We start from the raw sequence: 19,180 nt of genomic DNA, 5'->3' as shown, positions 1-19,180 counted from the left end.
GGCGTTTTTTAAATGAGGATTTCAGGCGAAGCATGCTGTTACTGATCGATAACTACGACTCCTTTACCTATAACCTGTATCAGTATTTCTGTGAGTTGGGCGCCGACGTTCTGGTCAAGCGTAACGATGAGCTGAAATTGGCGGATATCGAACAGCTTGGGCCCGATCGGTTGGTGATTTCCCCGGGGCCCTGCACTCCGGATGAAGCCGGTATCTCACTGGCGGTGATCCGCCATTTCGCCGATAAATTACCGATTCTGGGCGTCTGTCTTGGTCATCAGGCGCTGGGGCAGGCATTTGGCGCGCGCGTTGTACGGGCAAGACAGGTCATGCATGGTAAAACCTCTCTCATCACCCATAACAAGACGGGGGTTTTTTCCGGATTGTCTCAGCCACTGACGGTGACGCGCTACCACTCGCTGGTCATTGAGGCGGACTCGTTGCCTGACTGCTTTGAGGTGACGGCCTGGAGCGAGTGCGACGGTGAACGCGATGAGATCATGGGAATTCGACACCGGGCACTGCCATTGGAAGGAGTACAGTTCCATCCTGAAAGCATACTTAGTCAGCAGGGGCATCAGTTTCTGGATAATTTCCTTAAAATCTAATCGTATAGCAAGTAATTGCCCGGCGTTGGTGATTTAATATTGCCTGAATTTGATTTTTTATGCATATTTAATGACTATATTTTCATTCGGAACAATGGGATATCAGAGCGGGGCAGCAAATGGCTACAGAGAACAAAGCAGTAACGAGAGAAACTCACGATAAAGTGATTCTGCCGGTTTATGCACCAGCGCAGTTTGTGCCGGTGAAAGGTAAGGGAAGCCGGGTATGGGATCAGCAAGGGCGGGAATATATTGATTTCTCTGGCGGTATTGCGGTTACCGCGCTTGGCCATTGCCATCCTGCTCTGGTTGCCGCGTTGAAACAGCAGGGAGAACAGCTGTGGCACACCAGCAATATTTTTACCAATGAGCCGGCGCTACGTCTTGCCAGCAAGCTGATTCATGCGACCTTTGCCGATCGGGTATTTTTTGCTAACTCCGGGGCCGAGGCAAACGAAGCGGCTTTTAAACTGGCGCGCCACTATGCGATCAAACGCCATAGCCCATATAAAACCAAGATTATTGCGTTTTATAACGCGTTCCATGGAAGAACGTTATTCACCGTCTCGGTTGGCGGGCAGGCAAAATATGCCGACGGTTTTGGACCCAAACCCGCGGATATCGTGCATGTGCCTTTTAACGATCTGGCGGCGGTCAAAGCGGTGATGGATGACCACACCTGTGCGGTTGTGCTGGAACCGGTGCAGGGCGAGGGCGGAATCATGCCTGCCACGCCGGAGTTTCTGCAAGGCGTGCGTGAATTGTGCGATCGGCATAAGGCGCTATTGGTTTTTGATGAAGTGCAAAGTGGAATGGGCAGAACGGGCAAACTGTTTACCTATATGTATTACGGTATTACGCCGGATATCCTGACCACGGCGAAAGCGTTGGGCGGCGGTTTCCCGATCAGTGCGATGCTGACGACCGAAGACATTGCCTCTGTGATGACGGTCGGCGTACACGGTACGACCTATGGCGGTAACCCTCTGGCTTGCGCCGTGGCGGAAGCGGCGCTGGATACGATCAATACGCCAGCAGTGTTGGCGGGGGTGGCGGAGCGTCACGATCGATTTATCAGTGCGTTGGAAAAGATTAACCATCAGTACGGTATTTTCGAGCAGGTTCGTGGCATGGGCTTATTGTTGGGCGCTGAACTGAAACCGGAATGGCATGGGCGGGCAGGCGACTTTTTAGCCGCAGCCGCGGAACAAGGGGTGATGGTGCTGATGGCGGGACCAAATGTGATTCGCTTTGTACCTTCGCTGATTATTGAGGAGCAGGATATCGAACAAGGAATGGCGAAGTTTGCGAAAGCCGTTGAGCAAGTGGTTAATGCCGCAGGTTAATGTGTCATTGCCCTGAAATCATTAAAAAAGCGTGAAGTTGCCTTCACGCTTTTTTTGTCGGGTTAAGTAGGATTTAACGAGTGCCGTAAACGACAATCGTTTTGCCATGTGCGGAGATCAGGTTCTGGTCTTCCAACATTTTTAGAATGCGGCCCACGGTTTCACGCGAACAGCCAACAATTTGTCCAATTTCCTGACGGGTAATTTTTATTTGCATGCCATCCGGATGCGTCATGGCATCGGGTTGTTTCGCCAGGTTCAACAACGTTTGAGCAATACGGCCTGTCACATCAAGAAAAGCCAAGTTACCGACTTTTTCCGACGTAACCTGCAGACGGCTCGCCATTTGTGCGGACAGACGCATGAGGATATCTGGATTGACCTGAATCAGCTGCCGGAATTTCTTGTAAGAAATTTCAGCGACTTCACAAGCCGTTTTTGCCCGTACCCAGGCACTGCGCTCCTGACCTTCTTCAAACAGGCCAAGCTCGCCGATAAAATCTCCCTGATTGAGATAAGAGAGAATCATTTCTTTGCCTTCTTCATCTTTGATTAGCACTGCGACAGAGCCTTTCACGATGTAGTAAAGCGTTTCTGCTTTTTCACCCTGGTGAATAAGCGTGCTCTTCGATGGATACTTATGGATATGGCAATGAGAAAGGAACCATTCGAGAGTTGGGTCTGTTTGCGGTTTGCCGAGAACCATTCGCTATCATCCTCTGTTGTAATTCACTGCGCAAATCACAGGGCTCAGAGTTCCCTGTACGGCGTGGTTACTGCTAAAAAATCAAAATCCGTGTGAGCAGAATGACGTCAGGGAATATACTGGAACCTGATATCTGGCGACGCCATCATCTTCCTTGTATCTGAGTTTGTCCAGAAAAGGCAGATTCTATTCTCGTTTTTAACACAGCTTGAAGGAAGTGTCTTGTGTTGTCTCGCTTCAGCATGATAAAGCTCCGGTTATTGGATGTTTTTGTATAGTAACAGTATAAAATTTCAAAAATTTTTTAATGGAGGCACCATGCAGGCACGGGTTAAATGGGTTGAAGGCTTAACGTTTCTTGGCGAATCCTCATCAGGGCATCAGATTCTGATGGATGGTAATGCGGGTGATAAGGCGCCGAGTCCGATGGAAATGGTTTTGATGTCGGTTGGTGGTTGTAGCGCGATTGATGTCGTGTCGATTTTGCAAAAAGGACGTCACAATGTTGTCGATTGTGAAGTGAAATTGACTTCAGAACGGAGAACGGAAGCCCCGCGTCTGTTTACCCATATTAATCTGCATTTCATCGTGACGGGAAAAGGGCTGACCGATCAAGCGGTAGAACGAGCCGTGGCGCTGTCAGCCGAGAAATACTGCTCTGTTGCATTGATGTTGGGTCAGTCCGTTGAAGTCACGCACAGCCATGAGGTTGGGGGGTAACCTTCGCCCTAACTGATATGCTTGCGATCGTGGTGGCGCGATGCGCTTCATTTATCGTGCCGCCGCGGGCTTATTCGATCTTTTTCCCTTCCAGCAGTCGTTGTACCAGCGGCGCCATGATTAACTCCATCGCCAGCCCCATTTTTCCACCAGGGACAACCAGCGTATTGATATGAGAAATGAATGACCCTTGCAACATGGCGAGCAGATAAGGGTAATCAATATTATCCAGTCCCTGAAAGTGAATCACTACGAAGCTCTCATCCAGCGAAGGAATGGACTTGGCAGCAAACGGGTTGGACGTATCCACGGTGGGAACGCGCTGGAAGTTAATATGCGTGCGTGAAAACTGCGGTGTGATATAGGTAATGTAATCTTCCATGGAACGCACGACGGAATCCATGACGGCTTCGCGTGAATGCCCGCGTTCATTGACATCACGAATCAGTTTTTGAATCCATTCGAGGTTGACGATGGGCACCACGCCCACCAGCAGGTCAACGTGCTGAGCCACATTGTGCTGGTCAGTAACCACTCCGCCATGCAGGCCTTCATAAAACAGCACATCGGTCGGTGCCGGCATGGGTTCCCACGGCGTGAATGTGCCGGGAACCTGATTGTAGGGAATGGCTTCGTCATAGGTGTGAAGGTATTTACGGGTTTGCCCCTGACCATGCTGGCCATATTCAATGAATGACTGTTCCAGCAAGCTGAAATCATTGGCTTCAGGGCCAAAGTAGCTGATATGCCGGCCAAGATCGCGCGCTTTGCGAATGGCCATATCCATTTCCGGACGGGTATAACGATGAAAACTATCCCCTTCAAGCTGGGCGGCCCGCATGTTTAACTGCTGAAAAATTTTACGGAACGCCAGACTGGTGGTAGTGGTTCCCGCACCGCTGGAGCCGGTGACAGCAATAATTGGATGTTTATGTGACATGAGACGCGTAACTCCGTGATGGTGGCGCTCATCCGCATCTCCATCACAGAGACCGAGCGTCATCAAAAAAGGGAACGGATATCCATTGTTTTATATACATGGCTTTTAGCATGTTTATTCGTTCAATACGAGTGATGCTCACCGACGTTAAATTGGCCGCGAGGCATGATGTTGATGGTTTCATGCAATTCAGACCAGACCAGCACGACTTCGCCAGATTCCAACTGCCGGCGAACGTCAGCGACTTTTTGCGCCAGCGAGCGTTCCTCCTCGCCGTAGTCGGTTCCCTCTCGCAGCACGAAAGATTCGATGAGGTTATCCAGCGTTTCAGGATCGAGTTGTTGCCAGGGAATAATCACGATTCTTTTCCAAAATAAAGAGATCCAGAAAAAACATTATCCAGAAACGGGGTAAGCCAACTCGGAATACGCTGTTCAAGCCACATTTCCGGCTTCAGAAACGATCCGCCGACAAAACCCACATGTCCGCCATAATCCGTCAGTTGATATTCAATATTAGACGGTAACTGGGAAAAATCGGGAATAACATCTTCGGTCATGAACGGATCGTCTTTTGCCTGAATAATCAGTAGCGGCTTTCGTATCTGCGGCAGCAGGGGCAGGGCGCTACAGCGGTGGTAATAATCGGCGGCATCGCTGAATCCGTGCGCCGGTGAAGTAATCACGTCATCAAATTCCCGCAGCTGTTTGATTTTTTTCAACTGTGCCAACTGAACGGGCAGCGTGCCGGGGTAAGCGACCAGTTTACGGGCCGCATTCTGCTTCAGCAAACGCAGCAAATAGTGCTGATAAACGCGAGAGAACCCCTGTTCCATACGCCTGCTACAGGGTTCCAGCATCAAGGGGGCAGAAACTATCACGGCGGCGGATAACAGACACCGATCGCCCTGTTTGCCCATCAGGCAGGCCAGCATGTTGCCGCCCAGGGAAATACCAATCGCTGCGGTAGGGACTTCGCCAAACGTGGTCTGCAACCATTGCAGAAAGTAGCTGGCATCTTCCGTTTCGCCGGAGTGATAGATGCGTTTCATTCGATTGGGTTTACCGCTGCACCCGCGAAAATGCATGATAACGGCCAGCCAGCCATGTTGTCGGCAGGCATGTAACAGACCATGCGCATACGGGCTATGGAAACTGCCTTCCAGACCGTGAAACAGCACCACTCGAGGTTTATGTTGGGCCTGTGTCGGGTCTTCGCTCCAGGCCAGATCGACAAAGTCGCCGTCAGGCAGTTCAAGCCGTTGCCAGATAGGCTGTAGCAATGCTCTGCGGCGCACCAGCCTCGGCAGCAGCGTTTGAAGATGGGGGTTACTGGCGCCGCTAAGCGGGCGAAAAACGTCATACATAATGTAAATAAAATCTTGTTGTCAGATCTTGTGCGATCAATATCACACTGTTAGCTTCGATGCTGCCAGTTAATCACTATTTTTAAAAACGACTATTTGTCAGAAACCATCATGTGGTGAAGCCGATAGTTGTTGAAGCTGAAGATCGTAATTTGCTAAAAATTAAGGTGCTTGCAAAGCACACGACAAAAACGGTATCAAATCAATGCTGTCGGGCGAGGGGCGCCCACTCCATGGAACTGAGTTTATTTCTCTCGATGTTAGGCTTTCTCTGGGTTGCTGCGATTACGCCCGGACCGAATAATATGTTGCTGACGACCTCTGGCGCCAACTTTGGTTTTCTACGCTCGCTGTGGCTGATGCTGGGGATCATGCTGGGGATGCAGAGTATTTTGCTGATGGTGGCTTTTGGCGTCGGTAGTCTGATTCTGGTCTACCCCTCTTTGCACTGGGTTCTTAAGGTGCTCGGCAGTACCTATCTGCTTTGGCTGGCGTGGAAAATTGCCACGGCGGCCTACGAGAAACTCGAAACATCCATTGCGCCGCCTCAGCCGGTGCGGCTCTATCAGGGATGGCTGCTACAGTTTTTGAATCCGAAAGCGTGGCTGATGGCGCTGGGGGCAGTCGCCAGTTTCAGTCTGGCGGGCGAGGGATATAACCAGTCAGTCATTGCGATCAGCATTGGGATGGTGCTGGTGAATGCCGTGTCGGGCGTCATATGGCTGGGATTTGGTACCTTGATTGGCCGTCTGCTCCGCAGTAAGAAATCCTGGGTGATTTTTAATGTATCGATGGGTCTGCTGACTGCGGCTTGTGTACTACTGATTTGGCATTAGCCGCCCGTTGTTGAGAACCGTCTGTTGTTAAGAATCCGAGAGTTGCGAGCTGATAACCGCCTTACCCGCTCGCAACCGGGAACAACTATGACAACGACTGATTCATTTGCTCCAACTGTTCCTGAGCGTCGAGCCAGGCCATCTCCGTTTCTTCCAGATCCGTTTTGATTTTGGTTTGCTGTTGCAGACAATCAGTCAACTCTGCTTTGCGGCTGATATCATAAAGTTCGCTGTCTGCCAGCTGTGCCTCGATCGCACTTAAAGCGTCGCCCAGTTTTTCCATTTGCTGTTCAAGCCTGACGATCCGCTTACGCAGCGGCTGCGTTTGTGTTCTCAGCTCTGCTTCTCGTCGCTTTTGTTCTTTTCTGGCTTGTGCGCTGTTGGTTGTATTCTCTTTCGGCGTTTCGTCTGCGGCATTATTCTGACGTTGCAGGCCGCCCAGCCATTGCTGATAGTCTTCCAGATCGCCATCGAAAGGCTCGACTTTACGGTCATGGACCAGATAAAGATCGTCCGTCGTCGATCGGATCAAGTGTCGATCGTGCGATACCACAACGAGCGCGCCCTCGAAATCGATCAACGCTTCGGTCAGTGCCTGACGCATATCCAGATCGAGGTGGTTGGTCGGCTCATCCAGCAGCAACAGGTTTGGACGCTGCCAGACGACCAGTGCCAGTACCAGCCGGGCTTTCTCGCCCCCGGAAAACCGTTCGGTGATTTCCGTGACTTTATTGCCCTGAAAACCGAAACCGCCGAGGTAATCACGCAGTTGCTGTTCGGTTTCCCGTTCCGCTAAACGCACCAAATGCTGTAATGGCGATTCATCGGCGCGTAAAAACTCCAACTGATGCTGGGCGAAATATCCCAGTTTTACCCCTTTAGCCAGGCCGATTTCACCGTGTATCGGGGCAAGCGTTCCCGCCAGCAGTTTGATCAGCGTGGACTTGCCCGCACCGTTATGACCGAGTAGTCCAATACGCGATCCAGGCACCAGATTCAGTTTGATTGACTCAAGAATCAGTTTATCACCGTAGCCGGCGCTGACTTTTTCCATGCGCAGCAGCGGGGTTGGTAACGATTCAGGCGGGCGGAAACTGAAACGGAAAGGATTATCCACATGGGCCGGGGCAATCAACTCCATCCGCTCCAGCATTTTTATCCGGCTTTGCGCCTGTTTGGCTTTGGTTGCTTTGGCGCGGAAACGGTCAATATAGTGTTGCAAATGCGCCACTCTTTCCTGTTGATGCTCATACAGCGATTGCTGTTGCGCCAGCCGGGTTGCCCGTTGGCGTTCAAAAGAGGAGTAGTTGCCCGTGTATTCGTTCAGCGTTTGCTGCTCGATATGCAGGATTTTATTGACGACGGGATCGAGGAAATCACGGTCGTGCGAAATCAGCACCAGCGTACCCGAATAACTTTTCAGCCATTTCTCCAGCCAGATGACGGCATCGAGATCGAGGTGGTTGGTTGGTTCATCCAGCAGCAGCAAGTCAGAGCGGCAAAGTAACGCCTGCGCCAGGTTGAGACGCATGCGCCAGCCGCCGGAAAACGCGCTGACGGGCTGCTGTAGTTGTTCCTGAGAAAAGCCGAGCCCATGCAGCAAACTTGAGGCTCTGGCCTGAATGGTCCATGCCTGAATGGCGTCCAGTTTACCGTGCAGTGTTGCAATGGCGTGTCCGTTGTTCTCTTCGTTGGCGGTGTGCAGTTCGGCTTCCAACTGACGAAATTCGCGATCGCCGTCAATGACGTAGTCCAGCGCCGGGACATCCAGCGCCGGGGTTTCCTGATTCACCCATGCCAGCGCCCAATTCTGAGGGAACGTGGCACTGCCGCCGTCGGCGCTGATTTCACCTTTTAGTAATGATAGCAGCGTAGACTTGCCGCAGCCGTTTTTACCGACCAAACCGACTTTCTGACCCGGATTAATCGTGGCTGTCGCGTTATCCAATAAAACGCGCACGCCACGTCGAATTTGCAGCGAAGAGAAAACAATCATAAAGCGCCATATGTTCAGAGTATGTTAAATTATGGACATGATAGCAGGACTCACGGCGTCCTGTTTGTAGTCGTTGCGCTGCATGGTAACGGAAAACGCTTACCATGACGACGCCTTGGAGGGGAATGATGTTGCAGCCACCGAAGATTTTGCTGCTGTATGCCCATCCGGAATCACAGGACTCGGTAGCCAACCGGGTTTTACTGCAACCGGCACAGCAGTTGGATAATGTAACGGTGCACGATCTGTACGCGCATTATCCTGATTTTTTTATCGATATTCACCATGAACAACGGCTGCTGCGTGAGCATGACGTAATTGTTTTTCAACACCCATTTTATACCTATAGTTGCCCGGCCTTGCTGAAGGAATGGCTCGATCGGGTTTTGTCGCGCGGTTTTGCCAATGGTATTGGCGGCAATGCGCTGGAAGGAAAATACTGGCGTTCGGTGATTACCACGGGAGAGCCTGAGTATGCCTATCGGGCTGAAGGTAATAACCGTTTCCCTATCGGGGACCTGCTGCATCCTTTTGAGCTGACGGCGGGAATGTGCCGTATGCACTGGATGCAACCGATGATTGTTTACTGGGCGCGTCGTCTGCAACCTGATGTTTTGGCAAGTTACGCCCGGGCTTATGGTGAATGGCTGGCATCCCCTCTCGATAAAAAGGAACAATAATTATGGAGAGTTCTGCGCTACTGACCGCCGGGGTGCTGTTTTTATTTGTGGCGGTGGTAGCCGTACCTATTGCGGCACGATTGGGGATCGGTGCGGTATTGGGATATTTGATCGCCGGGATCGCCATTGGCCCCTGGGGATTGGGTTTTATCCGGGATGTCGATGCGATCCTGCATTTCTCTGAGCTGGGTGTGGTTTTCCTGATGTTTATCATCGGTCTGGAGCTAAATCCGACCAAGCTGTGGACGCTGCGGCGTTCCATTTTCGGCGTGGGGGCGGCGCAGGTCGGTCTGAGTACGGTGATATTGGGGGGCGCGCTTTACCTGACGGATTTTTCCTGGCAGTCGGCCTTGATCGGCGGTGTCGGCCTTGCCATGTCATCTACGGCGATGGCGCTGCAACTGATGCGTGAAAAAGGCATGAACCGCAGCGAATCAGGCCAGCTTGGTTTCTCTGTGCTGCTGTTTCAGGATTTGGCGGTGATTCCCGCTCTGGCGCTGATCCCGATTTTGGCCGGGGTTCAGGGCGAAGTGGATGACTGGAATCATATAGGGCTTAAGGTCGCAGCCTTTGTGGGGATGTTGATCGGCGGCCGCTATCTGGTGCGCCCGTTGTTCCGCTTCATTGCGGCGTCCGGCGTGCGTGAAGTTTTTACCGCCGCCGCGCTGTTGCTGGTGTTGGGTTCTGCGCTCTTTATGGAAACGCTGGGGTTTTCCATGGCGCTCGGTACGTTTATTGCGGGCGTATTGCTGGCGGAAAGTGAGTATCGTCATGAGCTGGAAATCGCCATTGAACCCTTTAAAGGGCTGTTGCTGGGGCTGTTTTTTATCTCTGTCGGGATGGCGTTGAATCTGGGCATTCTCTATACCCATATCGTCAAGGTGCTGGTTGCCGTATTGGTTTTGGTCGCGGTCAAAGGTACGGTGCTTTATGTTCTGGCGCGGATCAACCGGATGCGTCGTTCGGAGCGTTTGCAGTTTGCCGGTGTTTTGAGCCAGGGCGGAGAGTTCGCGTTTGTCCTGTTTTCGGCCGCTTCGACGTATAACGTCCTGAAAGGCGAACAACTGCCGCTGCTGTTGGTGACGGTGACGATATCCATGATGACGACGCCGCTATTAATGCAGGCGATTGACCGTATTCTGGCGCGTCGTTATAACCTACAGGACGTCTCCGACGAGAAGCCCTACGTTGCAGATGATGAGCCGCAGGCCATTGTCGTGGGGTTTGGCCGCTTCGGACAGGTTATCGGCCGCTTGTTGATGGCAAACAAAATGCGGATTACGGTATTAGAGCGCGATATCAGCGCAGTGAGCCTGATGAGAAGCTATGGTTATAAAGTGTACTATGGCGATGCGACGGAGCTGGAGTTACTGCGGGCGGCAGGGGCGGCGCAAGCGCAGTCGATTGTTATTACCTGTAATGCGCCGGAAGATACCATGGAGATTGTACGTCTGTGCCAACAGCATTTTCCTCATCTGGAAATCTTGGCCAGGGCGCGCGGGCGCGTTGAGGCGCATGAGCTTTTGCAGGCTGGCGTCAGGCATTTCTCGCGTGAAACGTTTTCCAGTGCGCTGGAATTGGGTCGCAAGGCGCTGATGTCGTTAGGAATGCATCCTCATCAGGCATTTCGCGCCCAGCAGCATTTCCGGCGTCTGGATATGCGTATGCTGCGTGAACTCATGCCGCAGTTGCAAAGCGATGTTGCCCAGATATCCCGCGTCAAAGAGGCGCGTCGCGAGCTGGAAGATATTTTCCAGCGGGAAATGCAGCGTGAACGGCGTCGGCCTGACGATTGGGATGAAGTGGAATAGCGGAATGCAGGAACAATAGGTCATGAACAATGCGTAAACGGTTTATCGCTGGGGCCGTCTGTCCCCAATGTCAGGCGCTGGATACGCTGGCCGTAGGGCGTGAAGACGAAACAGAAATTGTAACTTGCGTAAAATGTGGTTACCACCAAAGTCAACGGGATATACCGCCAACTGCGCCGGAACGACCGGCTCAGGAAATCATCGGCATTTTTCATCCTGATTGATGGCGGGTTGGATACCGTAAGCGGTGTTAAAAGTCGTTCCCGACGATTTTTGATTCCGGACGGTACAGGGGGATTTTTTTCAGCTACAATTTGCGCCAGTTTGATTTCCAACGGTAGGAGATATCATGAAAGTAGCAAAAGATCTGGTGGTCAGCCTGGCCTATCAGGTACGTACAGAAGATGGTGTATTGGTTGATGAGTCTCCGGTGAGTGCGCCGTTGGACTATCTGCATGGTCATGGTTCGCTGATTTCCGGCCTGGAAAACGCCTTGGAAGGTCGTGGTGTGGGTGAGCGTTTCGATGTGAACATTGGTTCCAATGATGCTTACGGCAACTATGACGAAAACCTGGTTCAACGCGTTCCTAAAGATGTCTTCATGGGCGTGGATGAGCTTCAGGTTGGTATGCGTTTCCTGGCTGAAACCGACCAGGGTCCGGTTCCGGTTGAAATCACGGAAGTAGAAGACGATCACGTTGTGGTTGACGGCAACCATATGCTGGCCGGCCAGAATCTGAGCTTCAATGTTGAAGTTATCGCGATCCGCGAAGCAACTGAAGAAGAACTGGCTCATGGACATGTCCACGGTGAGCACGATCATGAGCACGGTGACGGCTGCTGTGGCGGTCATGGCCACGATCACGATCATGACCATGAACACGGTAAAGGCGGCTGTGGCGGACATGGCGGGTGCGGCTGCCACTAATCCGTTTAGAACGACGGCCGACAGAAATCGTTGTGCGGATGAAGATTGGCTTTGCCCGCCAAGCGAAGGATGTATAGATAACCTCAGAGCAGTGGCTATTGCTCTGAGGTTTTTTTACGGCTGACGATTCATGTATTGATGCGCTAAGCGGTCTGAAATCAGTAATGCGGCGGCGGTGTTTCTTCCGATTGTGATGCGATTAACGAAGTTTGCTGAGTCCGCAATCTCTCCGTTAACAGGCGCATTTGCTCACGTAACCGGCTAATTTCTCGCTCGTGCTGAACGATGGTTTGATTCAGCTCTTCTATCGTCAGTTCCTGAAAGGCCTGACGGCTTTCCAGTAGTTCGAGCCGTTCTTCAAGTAAAAACGGTGACATGGCTATTCCCCTTACTTCTTCTTCTCTTAGAGTTTGTCAGAAAGCGGAAACTTCTGGTAGTAAAAACGGTCGGAATAGGGAGCAATAGACTATCTGAGGATTTGGGTCTGCCCTGTAAGTGGGATTTGTTCTTCAGGTCAACATAGCGCAGCGATGTTTTACGGCGGACTATCCTGCCCGTCGCCCTTCGGGCCGCCACCCGCGGCGTTAAAAAACGTTCCAGACGTTTTTTTATCAAAGGTTTGTCGCGCGTGTCGTTGTGTTGTCTTCATTTGCACAGTTATAGTAGGCGCGAATTTATTTTTAATGATGGCTGGAGCGCGTTGCTCCAGATGCTGGAGAAATGGATGAAATCACTGTTTAAAGTAACGCTGTTAGCAATGTCAATGGCTCTGACGCTGAATGCCGGCCATGTGCTGGCGGCGGAAACGGCGCAGGCGTCTGATACGGCGACGACAGCCAAATTCAAGAATGATGAACAGGCTGCGGCTTACGCGTTAGGTGCATCTTTGGGGCGTTACATGGACAATTCTCTGAAGGAGCAGGAAAAGCTGGGTATCAAACTGGATAAAGATCAACTGATTGCCGGTGTTCAGGATGCGTTTGCCGATAAGAGCAAACTGAATGATGAAGAGATCGAGAAAACGCTGCAAAGTTTTGAAGGCCGGGTAAAAGCGGCGGCAGAAGCCAAAATGAAGCAGGATGCGAAGGATAACGCAGACAAAGGCACGAAGTATCGTGATACTTTCGCCAAAGAGAAAGGCGTGAAGAAAACCGAATCCGGTCTGCTTTATCAGGTTGAGAAAGAAGGCAGCGGTAGCGCGCCAAAAGATAGCGATACCGTGGTGGTTAACTACAAAGGTACGCTGGTGGACAACAGTGAGTTTGATAACTCCTACAAACGTGGCGAGCCACTTTCTTTCCGTCTGGATGGTGTCATCCCAGGCTGGACTGAAGGTCTGAAACACGTGAAGAAAGGCGGGAAAATCAAGCTGGTTATTCCACCAGAACTGGCTTACGGTGAAAACGGCGTGCCCGGCATTCCTGCCAACTCTACACTGGTGTTTGACGTTGAACTGCTGGATATCAAATCTGAAGCTGACGTGAAAGCAGCGGATGATGCCAAAGCAGAAAAACCTGCTGATGAAAAAAGCGCGCAATAATTCATTGATTGAATGACGACGCCGTATCAACCGCAGGTTATGTGCCTGCGGTTTTTTTTATCTGTTCAATAAAAGATGAGTGGGTTCAACGTCTGGAAACGACGCCGTTAAATTCGGGGACGAGAGAGGGGACATTTGCTAGACTATGTCCCCTGTCAATACAATAAATAGATGACGTTGAGGGTGGTGTCTGCCATGTCTAATTCGCTTGTATCCGGCGAATCTTATGACCTTGATTTGCTGGATGAACGTCCGTTTAGCCAGACGGATTATGAGATCCTGAAATCGTATGAAGCGGTGGTCGATGGTCTGGCCATGCTAATCGGTGAGCATTGCGAGATTGTTCTGCACTCGCTTGAAGATCTGAAATGCTCTGCTGTGCGGATTGCGAACGGTGAACATACTGGCAGGAAAATCGGCTCGCCGATCACCGACCTTGCATTGCGTATGTTGCATGATATGGCCGGAGAGGACAGCAGTGTATCCAAGGCTTATTTCACCCGCGCTAAAAGCGGCGTGCTGATGAAATCAGTCACGATTGCCATTCGCAACCGCGATCAGCGAGTGATTGGATTACTCTGTATCAATATGAATCTGGATGTGCCTTTTTCTCAGATTGTTCAAACATTCATTCCACCCGAAATGCACGAGGTGGCTTCGTCGGTCAACTTTGCCTCATCGGTTGACGATCTCGTGGCTCAAACATTGGAATTCTCCATTGAGGAAGTGAATGCCGATCGCAACGTTTCCAACAATGCCAAAAATCGACAGATCGTGCTGAACCTGTATGAGAAAGGCATCTTTGATATTAAAGATGCCATTAATCAGGTCGCCGAGCGTCTGAATATTTCCAAACACACGGTGTATCTCTATATTCGTCAGTTTAAAAGCGGCGATTTCAGCGGACACGATCGCGGATGCTGAGTTTGAGTTATTGTCTGTTGGTGACCGGGCCCGCTTACGGAACACAGCAGGCGAGCAGCGCTTTTCAGTTCGCGCAAGCGGTATTGACGGAAGGTCATCGGTTGGAAAGCGTGTTTTTCTATCGTGAAGGTGTGCTGAATGCCAATCAGCTGACGTCACCGGCAAGCGATGAATTTGATCTTGTTCGCGCCTGGCGACGCTTGGGGCAGGAACATGACGTGGCCCTGAACGTCTGTATTGCTGCCGCGTTGCGGCGTGGTGTCACGGATCGGCAGCAGGCTGAACAACTCAAGCTGGGTAGCGCCAACCTGCAAGCCGGCTTTACACTGAGCGGTTTGGGAACGTTGGCTCAATCCGTACTGGTATGCGATCGGGTCATACAGTTTTAATGTGTCCTTAAGGCTGCGCTATGAAACGTATTGCTTTTGTTTTCAGTCATTCACCTCACGGCAGCGCCTCTGGCCGTGAAGGGTTGGATGCGCTTTTAGCGATGTCCGCGCTAACCGAAGAAATTGGCGTATTCTTTATCGGTGATGGTGTATTGCAACTTTTGCCAGCACAGCAGCCTGAAAAGATTCTGATGCGTAACTATATCGCGACTTTTGGTGTGCTGCCTCTTTACGACATTGAACATTGCTACGCATGCGAAACATCAATACGGCAGCGTGGTATCGATATGGCGACTGATTGGGTTCTGGATATCCAATTGCTTGACCCCGAAGCATTACACGACAAGCTGGCCGATTATCATTCGGTTCTCTCCTTTTAGCGACAGGCGTTCTTATTTATGTTGCACACGCTTTCACATTCCCCCTATCACAGTGACATGGACGCGCTTCTGCGCTGCCTGAAATCTGGAGATGTGTTGGTTTTAATGCAGGACGGGGTGATTGCCGCACTGGCCGAAACGGATATAGAGAAACGCCTCTATGAATCGGCTATCCCTTTGTATGTTATTCAGAACGATGCCGAAGCCAGGGGTATTACTGCACGAATTTCACGCGGTGCCGTATTAATTGGCTATAATCAGTTTGTTCAATTGACGGTTCAACATCCGCAACAGCTGGCTTGGTAGCGCTGATTTTTTGTATATTTCTTGACTCCTTCCACTGCCAGCCCTAAAATTCTGCGTCCTCATACTTTGCCTTGCGCAAGTATGCGACGATTTATTACGTGTTTACGAAGCAAAAACCAGGAGCTTTTTGAATGGCAACAATTAACCAGCTGGTACGCAAACCGCGCTCCCTGAAGGTTGCTAAAAGCAACGTTCCGGCGCTGGAAGCCTGCCCGCAGAAACGTGGTGTATGTACCCGTGTATATACCACCACTCCGAAAAAACCGAACTCCGCACTGCGTAAAGTATGCCGTGTTCGCTTAACCAACGGTTTTGAAGTCACCTCCTACATTGGTGGTGAAGGTCATAACCTGCAGGAACACTCCGTGATCCTGATCCGTGGCGGTCGTGTTAAAGACCTGCCAGGTGTGCGTTACCACACCGTTCGTGGCGCGCTGGACTGCTCAGGTGTTAAAGACCGCAAGCAAGCCCGTTCCAAGTACGGCGTGAAGAAGCCAAAGGCTTAATGGTTCTCCGTTAAGTAAGGCCAAACGTTTTAACTTAAATGTCAAACTAAACTCGTAGAGTTTTGGACAATCCTGAATTAACAACGGAGTATTCCCATGCCACGTCGTCGCGTCATTGGTCAACGTAAAATTCTGCCGGATCCGAAGTTCGGATCAGAACTGTTGGCTAAATTTGTAAACATCCTGATGGTAGATGGTAAAAAATCTACTGCAGAAGCAATTGTCTATACCGCGCTGGAGACCCTGGCTCAGCGTTCTGGTAAAGATCATCTGGAAGCTTTTGAAGTCGCTCTGGATAACGTGCGCCCGACTGTCGAAGTTAAGTCGCGCCGCGTTGGTGGTTCTACTTATCAGGTACCAGTTGAAGTCCGTCCGGTTCGTCGTAATGCTCTGGCAATGCGTTGGATCGTTGAAGCTGCTCGTAAACGCGGTGATAAATCCATGGCTCTGCGCCTGGCGAACGAACTTTCTGATGCAGCAGAAAACAAAGGTACTGCTGTCAAGAAACGTGAAGACGTTCACCGTATGGCTGAAGCCAACAAGGCGTTCGCTCACTACCGTTGGTAATCCCTTCGCTGTAGTTATGCTAACCAGGCGGGCGCTTCAAAAAGCCAACCCGCTTGGGTTAACGAAATTGAACGCCCTAGGATATAGAGGAAACAAATGGCTCGTACAACACCCATTGCACGCTACCGTAATATCGGTATCAGTGCACACATCGACGCCGGTAAAACCACCACGACAGAACGTATTCTGTTCTACACAGGTGTAAACCATAAAATCGGTGAAGTTCATGACGGCGCGGCTACCATGGACTGGATGGAGCAGGAGCAGGAGCGTGGTATCACTATCACCTCGGCTGCGACTACCGCTTTCTGGTCTGGTATGGCTAAGCAGTTTGAACCACACCGCGTTAACATCATCGACACCCCGGGACACGTTGACTTCACGATTGAAGTAGAACGTTCCATGCGTGTACTCGACGGTGCAGTAATGGTTTACTGTGCGGTTGGTGGTGTTCAACCACAGTCTGAAACCGTATGGCGTCAGGCTAACAAATATAAAGTTCCGCGTATTGCGTTCGTTAACAAAATGGACCGTATGGGCGCGAACTTCCTGCGTGTTGTCAGCCAGATCAAAACGCGTCTGGCAGCAAACCCGGTTCCAATTCAATTGGCGATCGGCGCAGAAGAAAAATTCACCGGTGTTGTTGACCTGGTGAAAATGAAAGCCATCAACTGGAATGACGCCGATCAGGGCGTTACCTTCACTTATGAAGAGATTCCGGCTGATATGCAGGATCTGGCCCAGGAATGGCACCAGAATCTGGTTGAGTCTGCGGCTGAAGCGTCAGAAGAGCTGATGGACAAATACCTCGGCGGTGAAGAACTGACCGAAGAAGAAATCAAGAAAGCATTGCGTCAGCGCGTTCTGAACAACGAAATCATTCTGGTTACCTGCGGTTCCGCGTTCAAGAACAAAGGCGTACAGGCAATGCTGGACGCGGTTATTGAGTATCTGCCGGCTCCGACCGATGTACCTGCAATTAACGGTATTCTGGACGACGGTAAAGATACGCCGGCTGAGCGTCATTCTGACGATAAAGAACCGTTTGCTGCGTTGGCATTCAAAATTGCCAGCGACCCGTTTGTGGGTAACCTGACGTTCTTCCGCGTGTACTCCGGTGTGGTTAACTCCGGCGATACCGTACTGAACTCAGTAAAAGCGCAACGTGAACGTTTCGGTCGTATCGTTCAGATGCACGCCAACAAGCGTGAAGAGATCAAAGAAGTTCGCGCGGGCGACATCGCTGCGGCAATCGGTCTGAAAGACGTAACGACGGGTGATACGTTGTGTGATCCAAACGCACCGATTATTCTGGAGCGTATGGAGTTCCCTGAACCGGTTATCTCCGTTGCTGTTGAACCAAAAACCAAAGCTGACCAGGAAAAAATGGGTCTGGCTCTGGGACGTCTGGCAAAAGAAGACCCGTCTTTCCGCGTATGGACTGACGAAGAGTCTGGCCAGACGATCATCGCAGGTATGGGTGAGCTTCACCTGGAAATCCTGGTTGACCGTATGCGTCGCGAGTTCAACGTAGAAGCTAACGTTGGTAAACCGCAGGTTGCTTACCGTGAAACTATCCGTGAAACTGCTACGGACGTTGAAGGTAAACACGCGAAACAGTCTGGTGGTCGCGGTCAGTATGGCCATGTTGTTATCGACATGTCCCCGCTGGAACCAGGTGGTGTTGGCTACGAATTTGTTAACGACATCGTGGGTGGTTCAATTCCTAAAGAATTCATCCCTGCCGTTGATAAAGGTATCCAGGAACAGCTTAAAGCTGGTCCTCTGGCGGGTTATCCGGTAGTTGATATCAAAGTTCGTCTGCACTTCGGTTCTTACCACGATGTCGACTCCTCCGAACTGGCGTTTAAACTGGCTGCTTCTCTGGCGTTTAAATCAGCGTTCGGTAAAGCGAAACCTGTTCTGCTTGAACCTATCATGAAGGTTGAAGTTGAAACGCCGGAAGACTATATGGGTGACGTAATCGGTGACCTTAACCGTCGTCGCGGCATGATTGAAGGCATGGAAGATATCGCAACTGGCAAGTCTGTTCGTGCCCAGGTTCCGTTGTCTGAAATGTTTGGTTATGCTACCGATCTGCGTTCGCAGACTCAGGGCCGTGCTTCTTACTCCATGGAGTTCTTGAAGTACGCTGAAGCGCCGAACAACGTAGCTCAGGCCGTTATTGAAGCCCGTGGTAAATAATCCGGGTTTAACACATTGATCCCGTGCTCTCTCCATAGGGAGAGAGCATTAGAGTAAGGAATATCGCCGTGTCTAAAGAAAAATTTGAACGTACAAAACCCCACGTTAACGTCGGCACTATCGGCCACGTTGACCATGGTAAAACAACGCTGACCGCTGCTATTACTACCGTTTTGGCTAAAACCTACGGTGGTAGCGCGCGTGCATTCGACCAGATCGATAACGCACCGGAAGAAAAAGCACGTGGTATCACCATCAACACGTCTCACGTTGAATACGATACCCCGACCCGTCACTACGCGCACGTTGACTGCCCAGGGCACGCCGACTACGTGAAAAACATGATCACCGGTGCTGCGCAGATGGACGGCGCAATTCTGGTTGTTGCTGCGACTGACGGCCCGATGCCGCAGACTCGTGAGCACA

At 51.1% G+C, this 19,180-nt stretch carries 23 protein-coding genes; 17 read left to right on the top strand and 6 right to left on the bottom strand.

The genetic code is table 11. From position 1 onward, the window contains the following. Positions 1-32 precede the first annotated feature (32 nt). Both B4923_RS12560 and argD read left to right on the top strand, forming a co-directional pair. Positions 33-608 (top strand): aminodeoxychorismate synthase component II, encoded by a 576-nt coding sequence (locus B4923_RS12560; protein ID WP_109054711.1) that lies wholly within the window; start codon positions 33-35, stop codon positions 606-608. Between the two features lie 119 nt (positions 609-727). Further along, complete coding sequence (gene argD / locus B4923_RS12555) at positions 728-1,954, top strand: bifunctional acetylornithine/succinyldiaminopimelate transaminase (RefSeq protein ID WP_109054710.1); 1,227 nt, start codon at positions 728-730, stop codon at positions 1,952-1,954. Positions 1,955-2,027: 73 nt separating this feature from the next. Here argD and crp read toward each other — a convergent pair whose 3' ends face one another. Further along, positions 2,028-2,660 (bottom strand): cAMP-activated global transcriptional regulator CRP, encoded by a 633-nt coding sequence (crp, locus tag B4923_RS12550; RefSeq protein WP_004090925.1) that lies wholly within the window; start codon positions 2,658-2,660, stop codon positions 2,028-2,030. Positions 2,661-2,978: 318 nt separating this feature from the next. Between crp and B4923_RS12545 the strand changes: the two genes are divergently transcribed. Then, entirely contained in the window at positions 2,979-3,380 is a 402-nt protein-coding gene (locus B4923_RS12545) for an OsmC family protein (protein WP_109054709.1), read from the top strand. 70 nt (positions 3,381-3,450) lie between these two features. On the opposite strand, the gene B4923_RS12540 is transcribed toward B4923_RS12545, so the two are convergent. The 3 genes from B4923_RS12540 to B4923_RS12530 all read right to left on the bottom strand — a co-directional run bounded on the left by B4923_RS12540 (position 3,451) and on the right by B4923_RS12530 (position 5,686). Next, positions 3,451-4,320: a phosphoribulokinase gene (locus B4923_RS12540; protein ID WP_109054708.1), complete on the bottom strand. Its 870-nt coding sequence runs from the start codon at positions 4,318-4,320 to the stop codon at positions 3,451-3,453. A 122-nt stretch (positions 4,321-4,442) separates the two neighbouring features. Continuing rightward, a complete protein-coding gene (locus B4923_RS12535) occupies positions 4,443-4,679 on the bottom strand; it encodes a YheU family protein (RefSeq protein ID WP_109054707.1) in 237 nt (78 codons plus the stop codon). Then, positions 4,676-5,686: a hydrolase gene (locus B4923_RS12530; RefSeq protein WP_109054706.1), complete on the bottom strand. Its 1,011-nt coding sequence runs from the start codon at positions 5,684-5,686 to the stop codon at positions 4,676-4,678. Before B4923_RS12530 ends, B4923_RS12535 begins: the two co-directional genes overlap by 4 nt. 233 nt (positions 5,687-5,919) lie before the next feature. Between B4923_RS12530 and B4923_RS12525 the strand changes: the two genes are divergently transcribed. Further along, positions 5,920-6,522: a LysE family translocator gene (locus tag B4923_RS12525; protein ID WP_109054705.1), complete on the top strand. Its 603-nt coding sequence runs from the start codon at positions 5,920-5,922 to the stop codon at positions 6,520-6,522. An 85-nt stretch (positions 6,523-6,607) separates the two neighbouring features. Here B4923_RS12525 and B4923_RS12520 read toward each other — a convergent pair whose 3' ends face one another. After that, positions 6,608-8,518: an ABC transporter ATP-binding protein gene (locus B4923_RS12520; RefSeq protein ID WP_109054704.1), complete on the bottom strand. Its 1,911-nt coding sequence runs from the start codon at positions 8,516-8,518 to the stop codon at positions 6,608-6,610. Positions 8,519-8,646: 128 nt separating this feature from the next. Here B4923_RS12520 and kefG point away from each other — a divergent pair, with 128 nt between their 5' ends. The 4 genes from kefG (at position 8,647) to slyD (ending at position 11,937) form a co-directional block, all read left to right on the top strand. Then, positions 8,647-9,198 (top strand): glutathione-regulated potassium-efflux system ancillary protein KefG, encoded by a 552-nt coding sequence (kefG, locus tag B4923_RS12510; protein WP_170116060.1) that lies wholly within the window; start codon positions 8,647-8,649, stop codon positions 9,196-9,198. Positions 9,199-9,200: 2 nt separating this feature from the next. After that, positions 9,201-11,009 (top strand): glutathione-regulated potassium-efflux system protein KefB, encoded by a 1,809-nt coding sequence (gene kefB / locus B4923_RS12505; protein WP_109054702.1) that lies wholly within the window; start codon positions 9,201-9,203, stop codon positions 11,007-11,009. A 29-nt stretch (positions 11,010-11,038) separates the two neighbouring features. Beyond that, positions 11,039-11,233, top strand: coding sequence for a YheV family putative zinc ribbon protein (locus tag B4923_RS12500; protein ID WP_109054701.1), 195 nt, complete (start codon positions 11,039-11,041; stop codon positions 11,231-11,233). Positions 11,234-11,358: 125 nt separating this feature from the next. After that, positions 11,359-11,937 (top strand): peptidylprolyl isomerase, encoded by a 579-nt coding sequence (slyD, locus tag B4923_RS12495; RefSeq protein WP_109054700.1) that lies wholly within the window; start codon positions 11,359-11,361, stop codon positions 11,935-11,937. Between the two features lie 158 nt (positions 11,938-12,095). Here slyD and B4923_RS12490 read toward each other — a convergent pair whose 3' ends face one another. Beyond that, entirely contained in the window at positions 12,096-12,314 is a 219-nt protein-coding gene (locus B4923_RS12490) for a SlyX family protein (protein WP_109054699.1), read from the bottom strand. A gap of 347 nt (positions 12,315-12,661) precedes the next feature. On the opposite strand from B4923_RS12490, the gene fkpA reads away from it, so the two are divergent. The 9 genes from fkpA to B4923_RS12445 form a co-directional block, all read left to right on the top strand. Further along, the gene (gene fkpA / locus B4923_RS12485) at positions 12,662-13,477 is read left to right on the top strand and encodes an FKBP-type peptidyl-prolyl cis-trans isomerase (protein WP_109054698.1); all 816 of its coding nucleotides are present in this window, start codon (positions 12,662-12,664) and stop codon (positions 13,475-13,477) included. A gap of 195 nt (positions 13,478-13,672) precedes the next feature. Continuing rightward, complete coding sequence (locus B4923_RS12480; RefSeq protein WP_170116055.1) at positions 13,673-14,401, top strand: helix-turn-helix transcriptional regulator; 729 nt, start codon at positions 13,673-13,675, stop codon at positions 14,399-14,401. Beyond that, positions 14,395-14,790 (top strand): sulfurtransferase complex subunit TusD, encoded by a 396-nt coding sequence (tusD, locus tag B4923_RS12475; protein WP_109054696.1) that lies wholly within the window; start codon positions 14,395-14,397, stop codon positions 14,788-14,790. The genes B4923_RS12480 and tusD overlap by 7 nt, the downstream gene beginning before the upstream one ends. 20 nt (positions 14,791-14,810) lie before the next feature. Next, on the top strand, positions 14,811-15,170 hold the full coding sequence (gene tusC, locus B4923_RS12470) for a sulfurtransferase complex subunit TusC (RefSeq protein WP_109054695.1): 360 nt from the start codon (positions 14,811-14,813) through the stop codon (positions 15,168-15,170). An 18-nt stretch (positions 15,171-15,188) separates the two neighbouring features. Next, on the top strand, positions 15,189-15,476 hold the full coding sequence (gene tusB / locus B4923_RS12465) for a sulfurtransferase complex subunit TusB (protein WP_109054694.1): 288 nt from the start codon (positions 15,189-15,191) through the stop codon (positions 15,474-15,476). 131 nt (positions 15,477-15,607) lie between these two features. After that, positions 15,608-15,982: a 30S ribosomal protein S12 gene (gene rpsL / locus B4923_RS12460; RefSeq protein ID WP_109054693.1), complete on the top strand. Its 375-nt coding sequence runs from the start codon at positions 15,608-15,610 to the stop codon at positions 15,980-15,982. Between the two features lie 96 nt (positions 15,983-16,078). Next, positions 16,079-16,549 (top strand): 30S ribosomal protein S7, encoded by a 471-nt coding sequence (rpsG, locus tag B4923_RS12455; protein WP_009111198.1) that lies wholly within the window; start codon positions 16,079-16,081, stop codon positions 16,547-16,549. Positions 16,550-16,645: 96 nt separating this feature from the next. Further along, entirely contained in the window at positions 16,646-18,754 is a 2,109-nt protein-coding gene (gene fusA, locus B4923_RS12450; protein WP_109054692.1) for an elongation factor G, read from the top strand. A 68-nt stretch (positions 18,755-18,822) separates the two neighbouring features. Continuing rightward, positions 18,823-19,180 (top strand): GTP-binding protein (locus tag B4923_RS12445; RefSeq protein ID WP_040175987.1); only part of this gene is annotated, 358 nt, incomplete at its 3' end.

It is taken from the genome of Brenneria roseae subsp. americana, from assembly GCF_003115815.1.
Taxonomy (GTDB): Bacteria; Pseudomonadota; Gammaproteobacteria; order Enterobacterales; family Enterobacteriaceae; genus Brenneria; species Brenneria roseae.
This window is presented reverse-complemented; position numbering and strand designations above follow the sequence as displayed.

Bases quoted from the DNA above. Each gene is read 5' to 3' on its own strand.
- B4923_RS12560 (WP_109054711.1), top strand. From the start codon at position 33: ATGCTGTTACTGATCGATAACTACGACTCCTTTACCTATAACCTGTAT.
- argD (WP_109054710.1), top strand. From the start codon at position 728: ATGGCTACAGAGAACAAAGCAGTAACGAGAGAAACTCACGATAAAGTG.
- crp (WP_004090925.1), bottom strand. From the start codon at position 2,660: ATGGTTCTCGGCAAACCGCAAACAGACCCAACTCTCGAATGGTTCCTT.
- B4923_RS12545 (WP_109054709.1), top strand. From the start codon at position 2,979: ATGCAGGCACGGGTTAAATGGGTTGAAGGCTTAACGTTTCTTGGCGAA.
- B4923_RS12540 (WP_109054708.1), bottom strand. From the start codon at position 4,320: ATGTCACATAAACATCCAATTATTGCTGTCACCGGCTCCAGCGGTGCG.
- B4923_RS12530 (WP_109054706.1), bottom strand. From the start codon at position 5,686: ATGTATGACGTTTTTCGCCCGCTTAGCGGCGCCAGTAACCCCCATCTT.
- B4923_RS12525 (WP_109054705.1), top strand. From the start codon at position 5,920: ATGGAACTGAGTTTATTTCTCTCGATGTTAGGCTTTCTCTGGGTTGCT.
- B4923_RS12520 (WP_109054704.1), bottom strand. From the start codon at position 8,518: ATGATTGTTTTCTCTTCGCTGCAAATTCGACGTGGCGTGCGCGTTTTA.
- kefG (WP_170116060.1), top strand. From the start codon at position 8,647: ATGTTGCAGCCACCGAAGATTTTGCTGCTGTATGCCCATCCGGAATCA.
- kefB (WP_109054702.1), top strand. From the start codon at position 9,201: ATGGAGAGTTCTGCGCTACTGACCGCCGGGGTGCTGTTTTTATTTGTG.
- B4923_RS12500 (WP_109054701.1), top strand. From the start codon at position 11,039: ATGCGTAAACGGTTTATCGCTGGGGCCGTCTGTCCCCAATGTCAGGCG.
- slyD (WP_109054700.1), top strand. From the start codon at position 11,359: ATGAAAGTAGCAAAAGATCTGGTGGTCAGCCTGGCCTATCAGGTACGT.
- B4923_RS12490 (WP_109054699.1), bottom strand. From the start codon at position 12,314: ATGTCACCGTTTTTACTTGAAGAACGGCTCGAACTACTGGAAAGCCGT.
- fkpA (WP_109054698.1), top strand. From the start codon at position 12,662: ATGAAATCACTGTTTAAAGTAACGCTGTTAGCAATGTCAATGGCTCTG.
- B4923_RS12480 (WP_170116055.1), top strand. From the start codon at position 13,673: ATGTCTAATTCGCTTGTATCCGGCGAATCTTATGACCTTGATTTGCTG.
- tusD (WP_109054696.1), top strand. From the start codon at position 14,395: ATGCTGAGTTTGAGTTATTGTCTGTTGGTGACCGGGCCCGCTTACGGA.
- tusC (WP_109054695.1), top strand. From the start codon at position 14,811: ATGAAACGTATTGCTTTTGTTTTCAGTCATTCACCTCACGGCAGCGCC.
- tusB (WP_109054694.1), top strand. From the start codon at position 15,189: ATGTTGCACACGCTTTCACATTCCCCCTATCACAGTGACATGGACGCG.
- rpsL (WP_109054693.1), top strand. From the start codon at position 15,608: ATGGCAACAATTAACCAGCTGGTACGCAAACCGCGCTCCCTGAAGGTT.
- rpsG (WP_009111198.1), top strand. From the start codon at position 16,079: ATGCCACGTCGTCGCGTCATTGGTCAACGTAAAATTCTGCCGGATCCG.
- fusA (WP_109054692.1), top strand. From the start codon at position 16,646: ATGGCTCGTACAACACCCATTGCACGCTACCGTAATATCGGTATCAGT.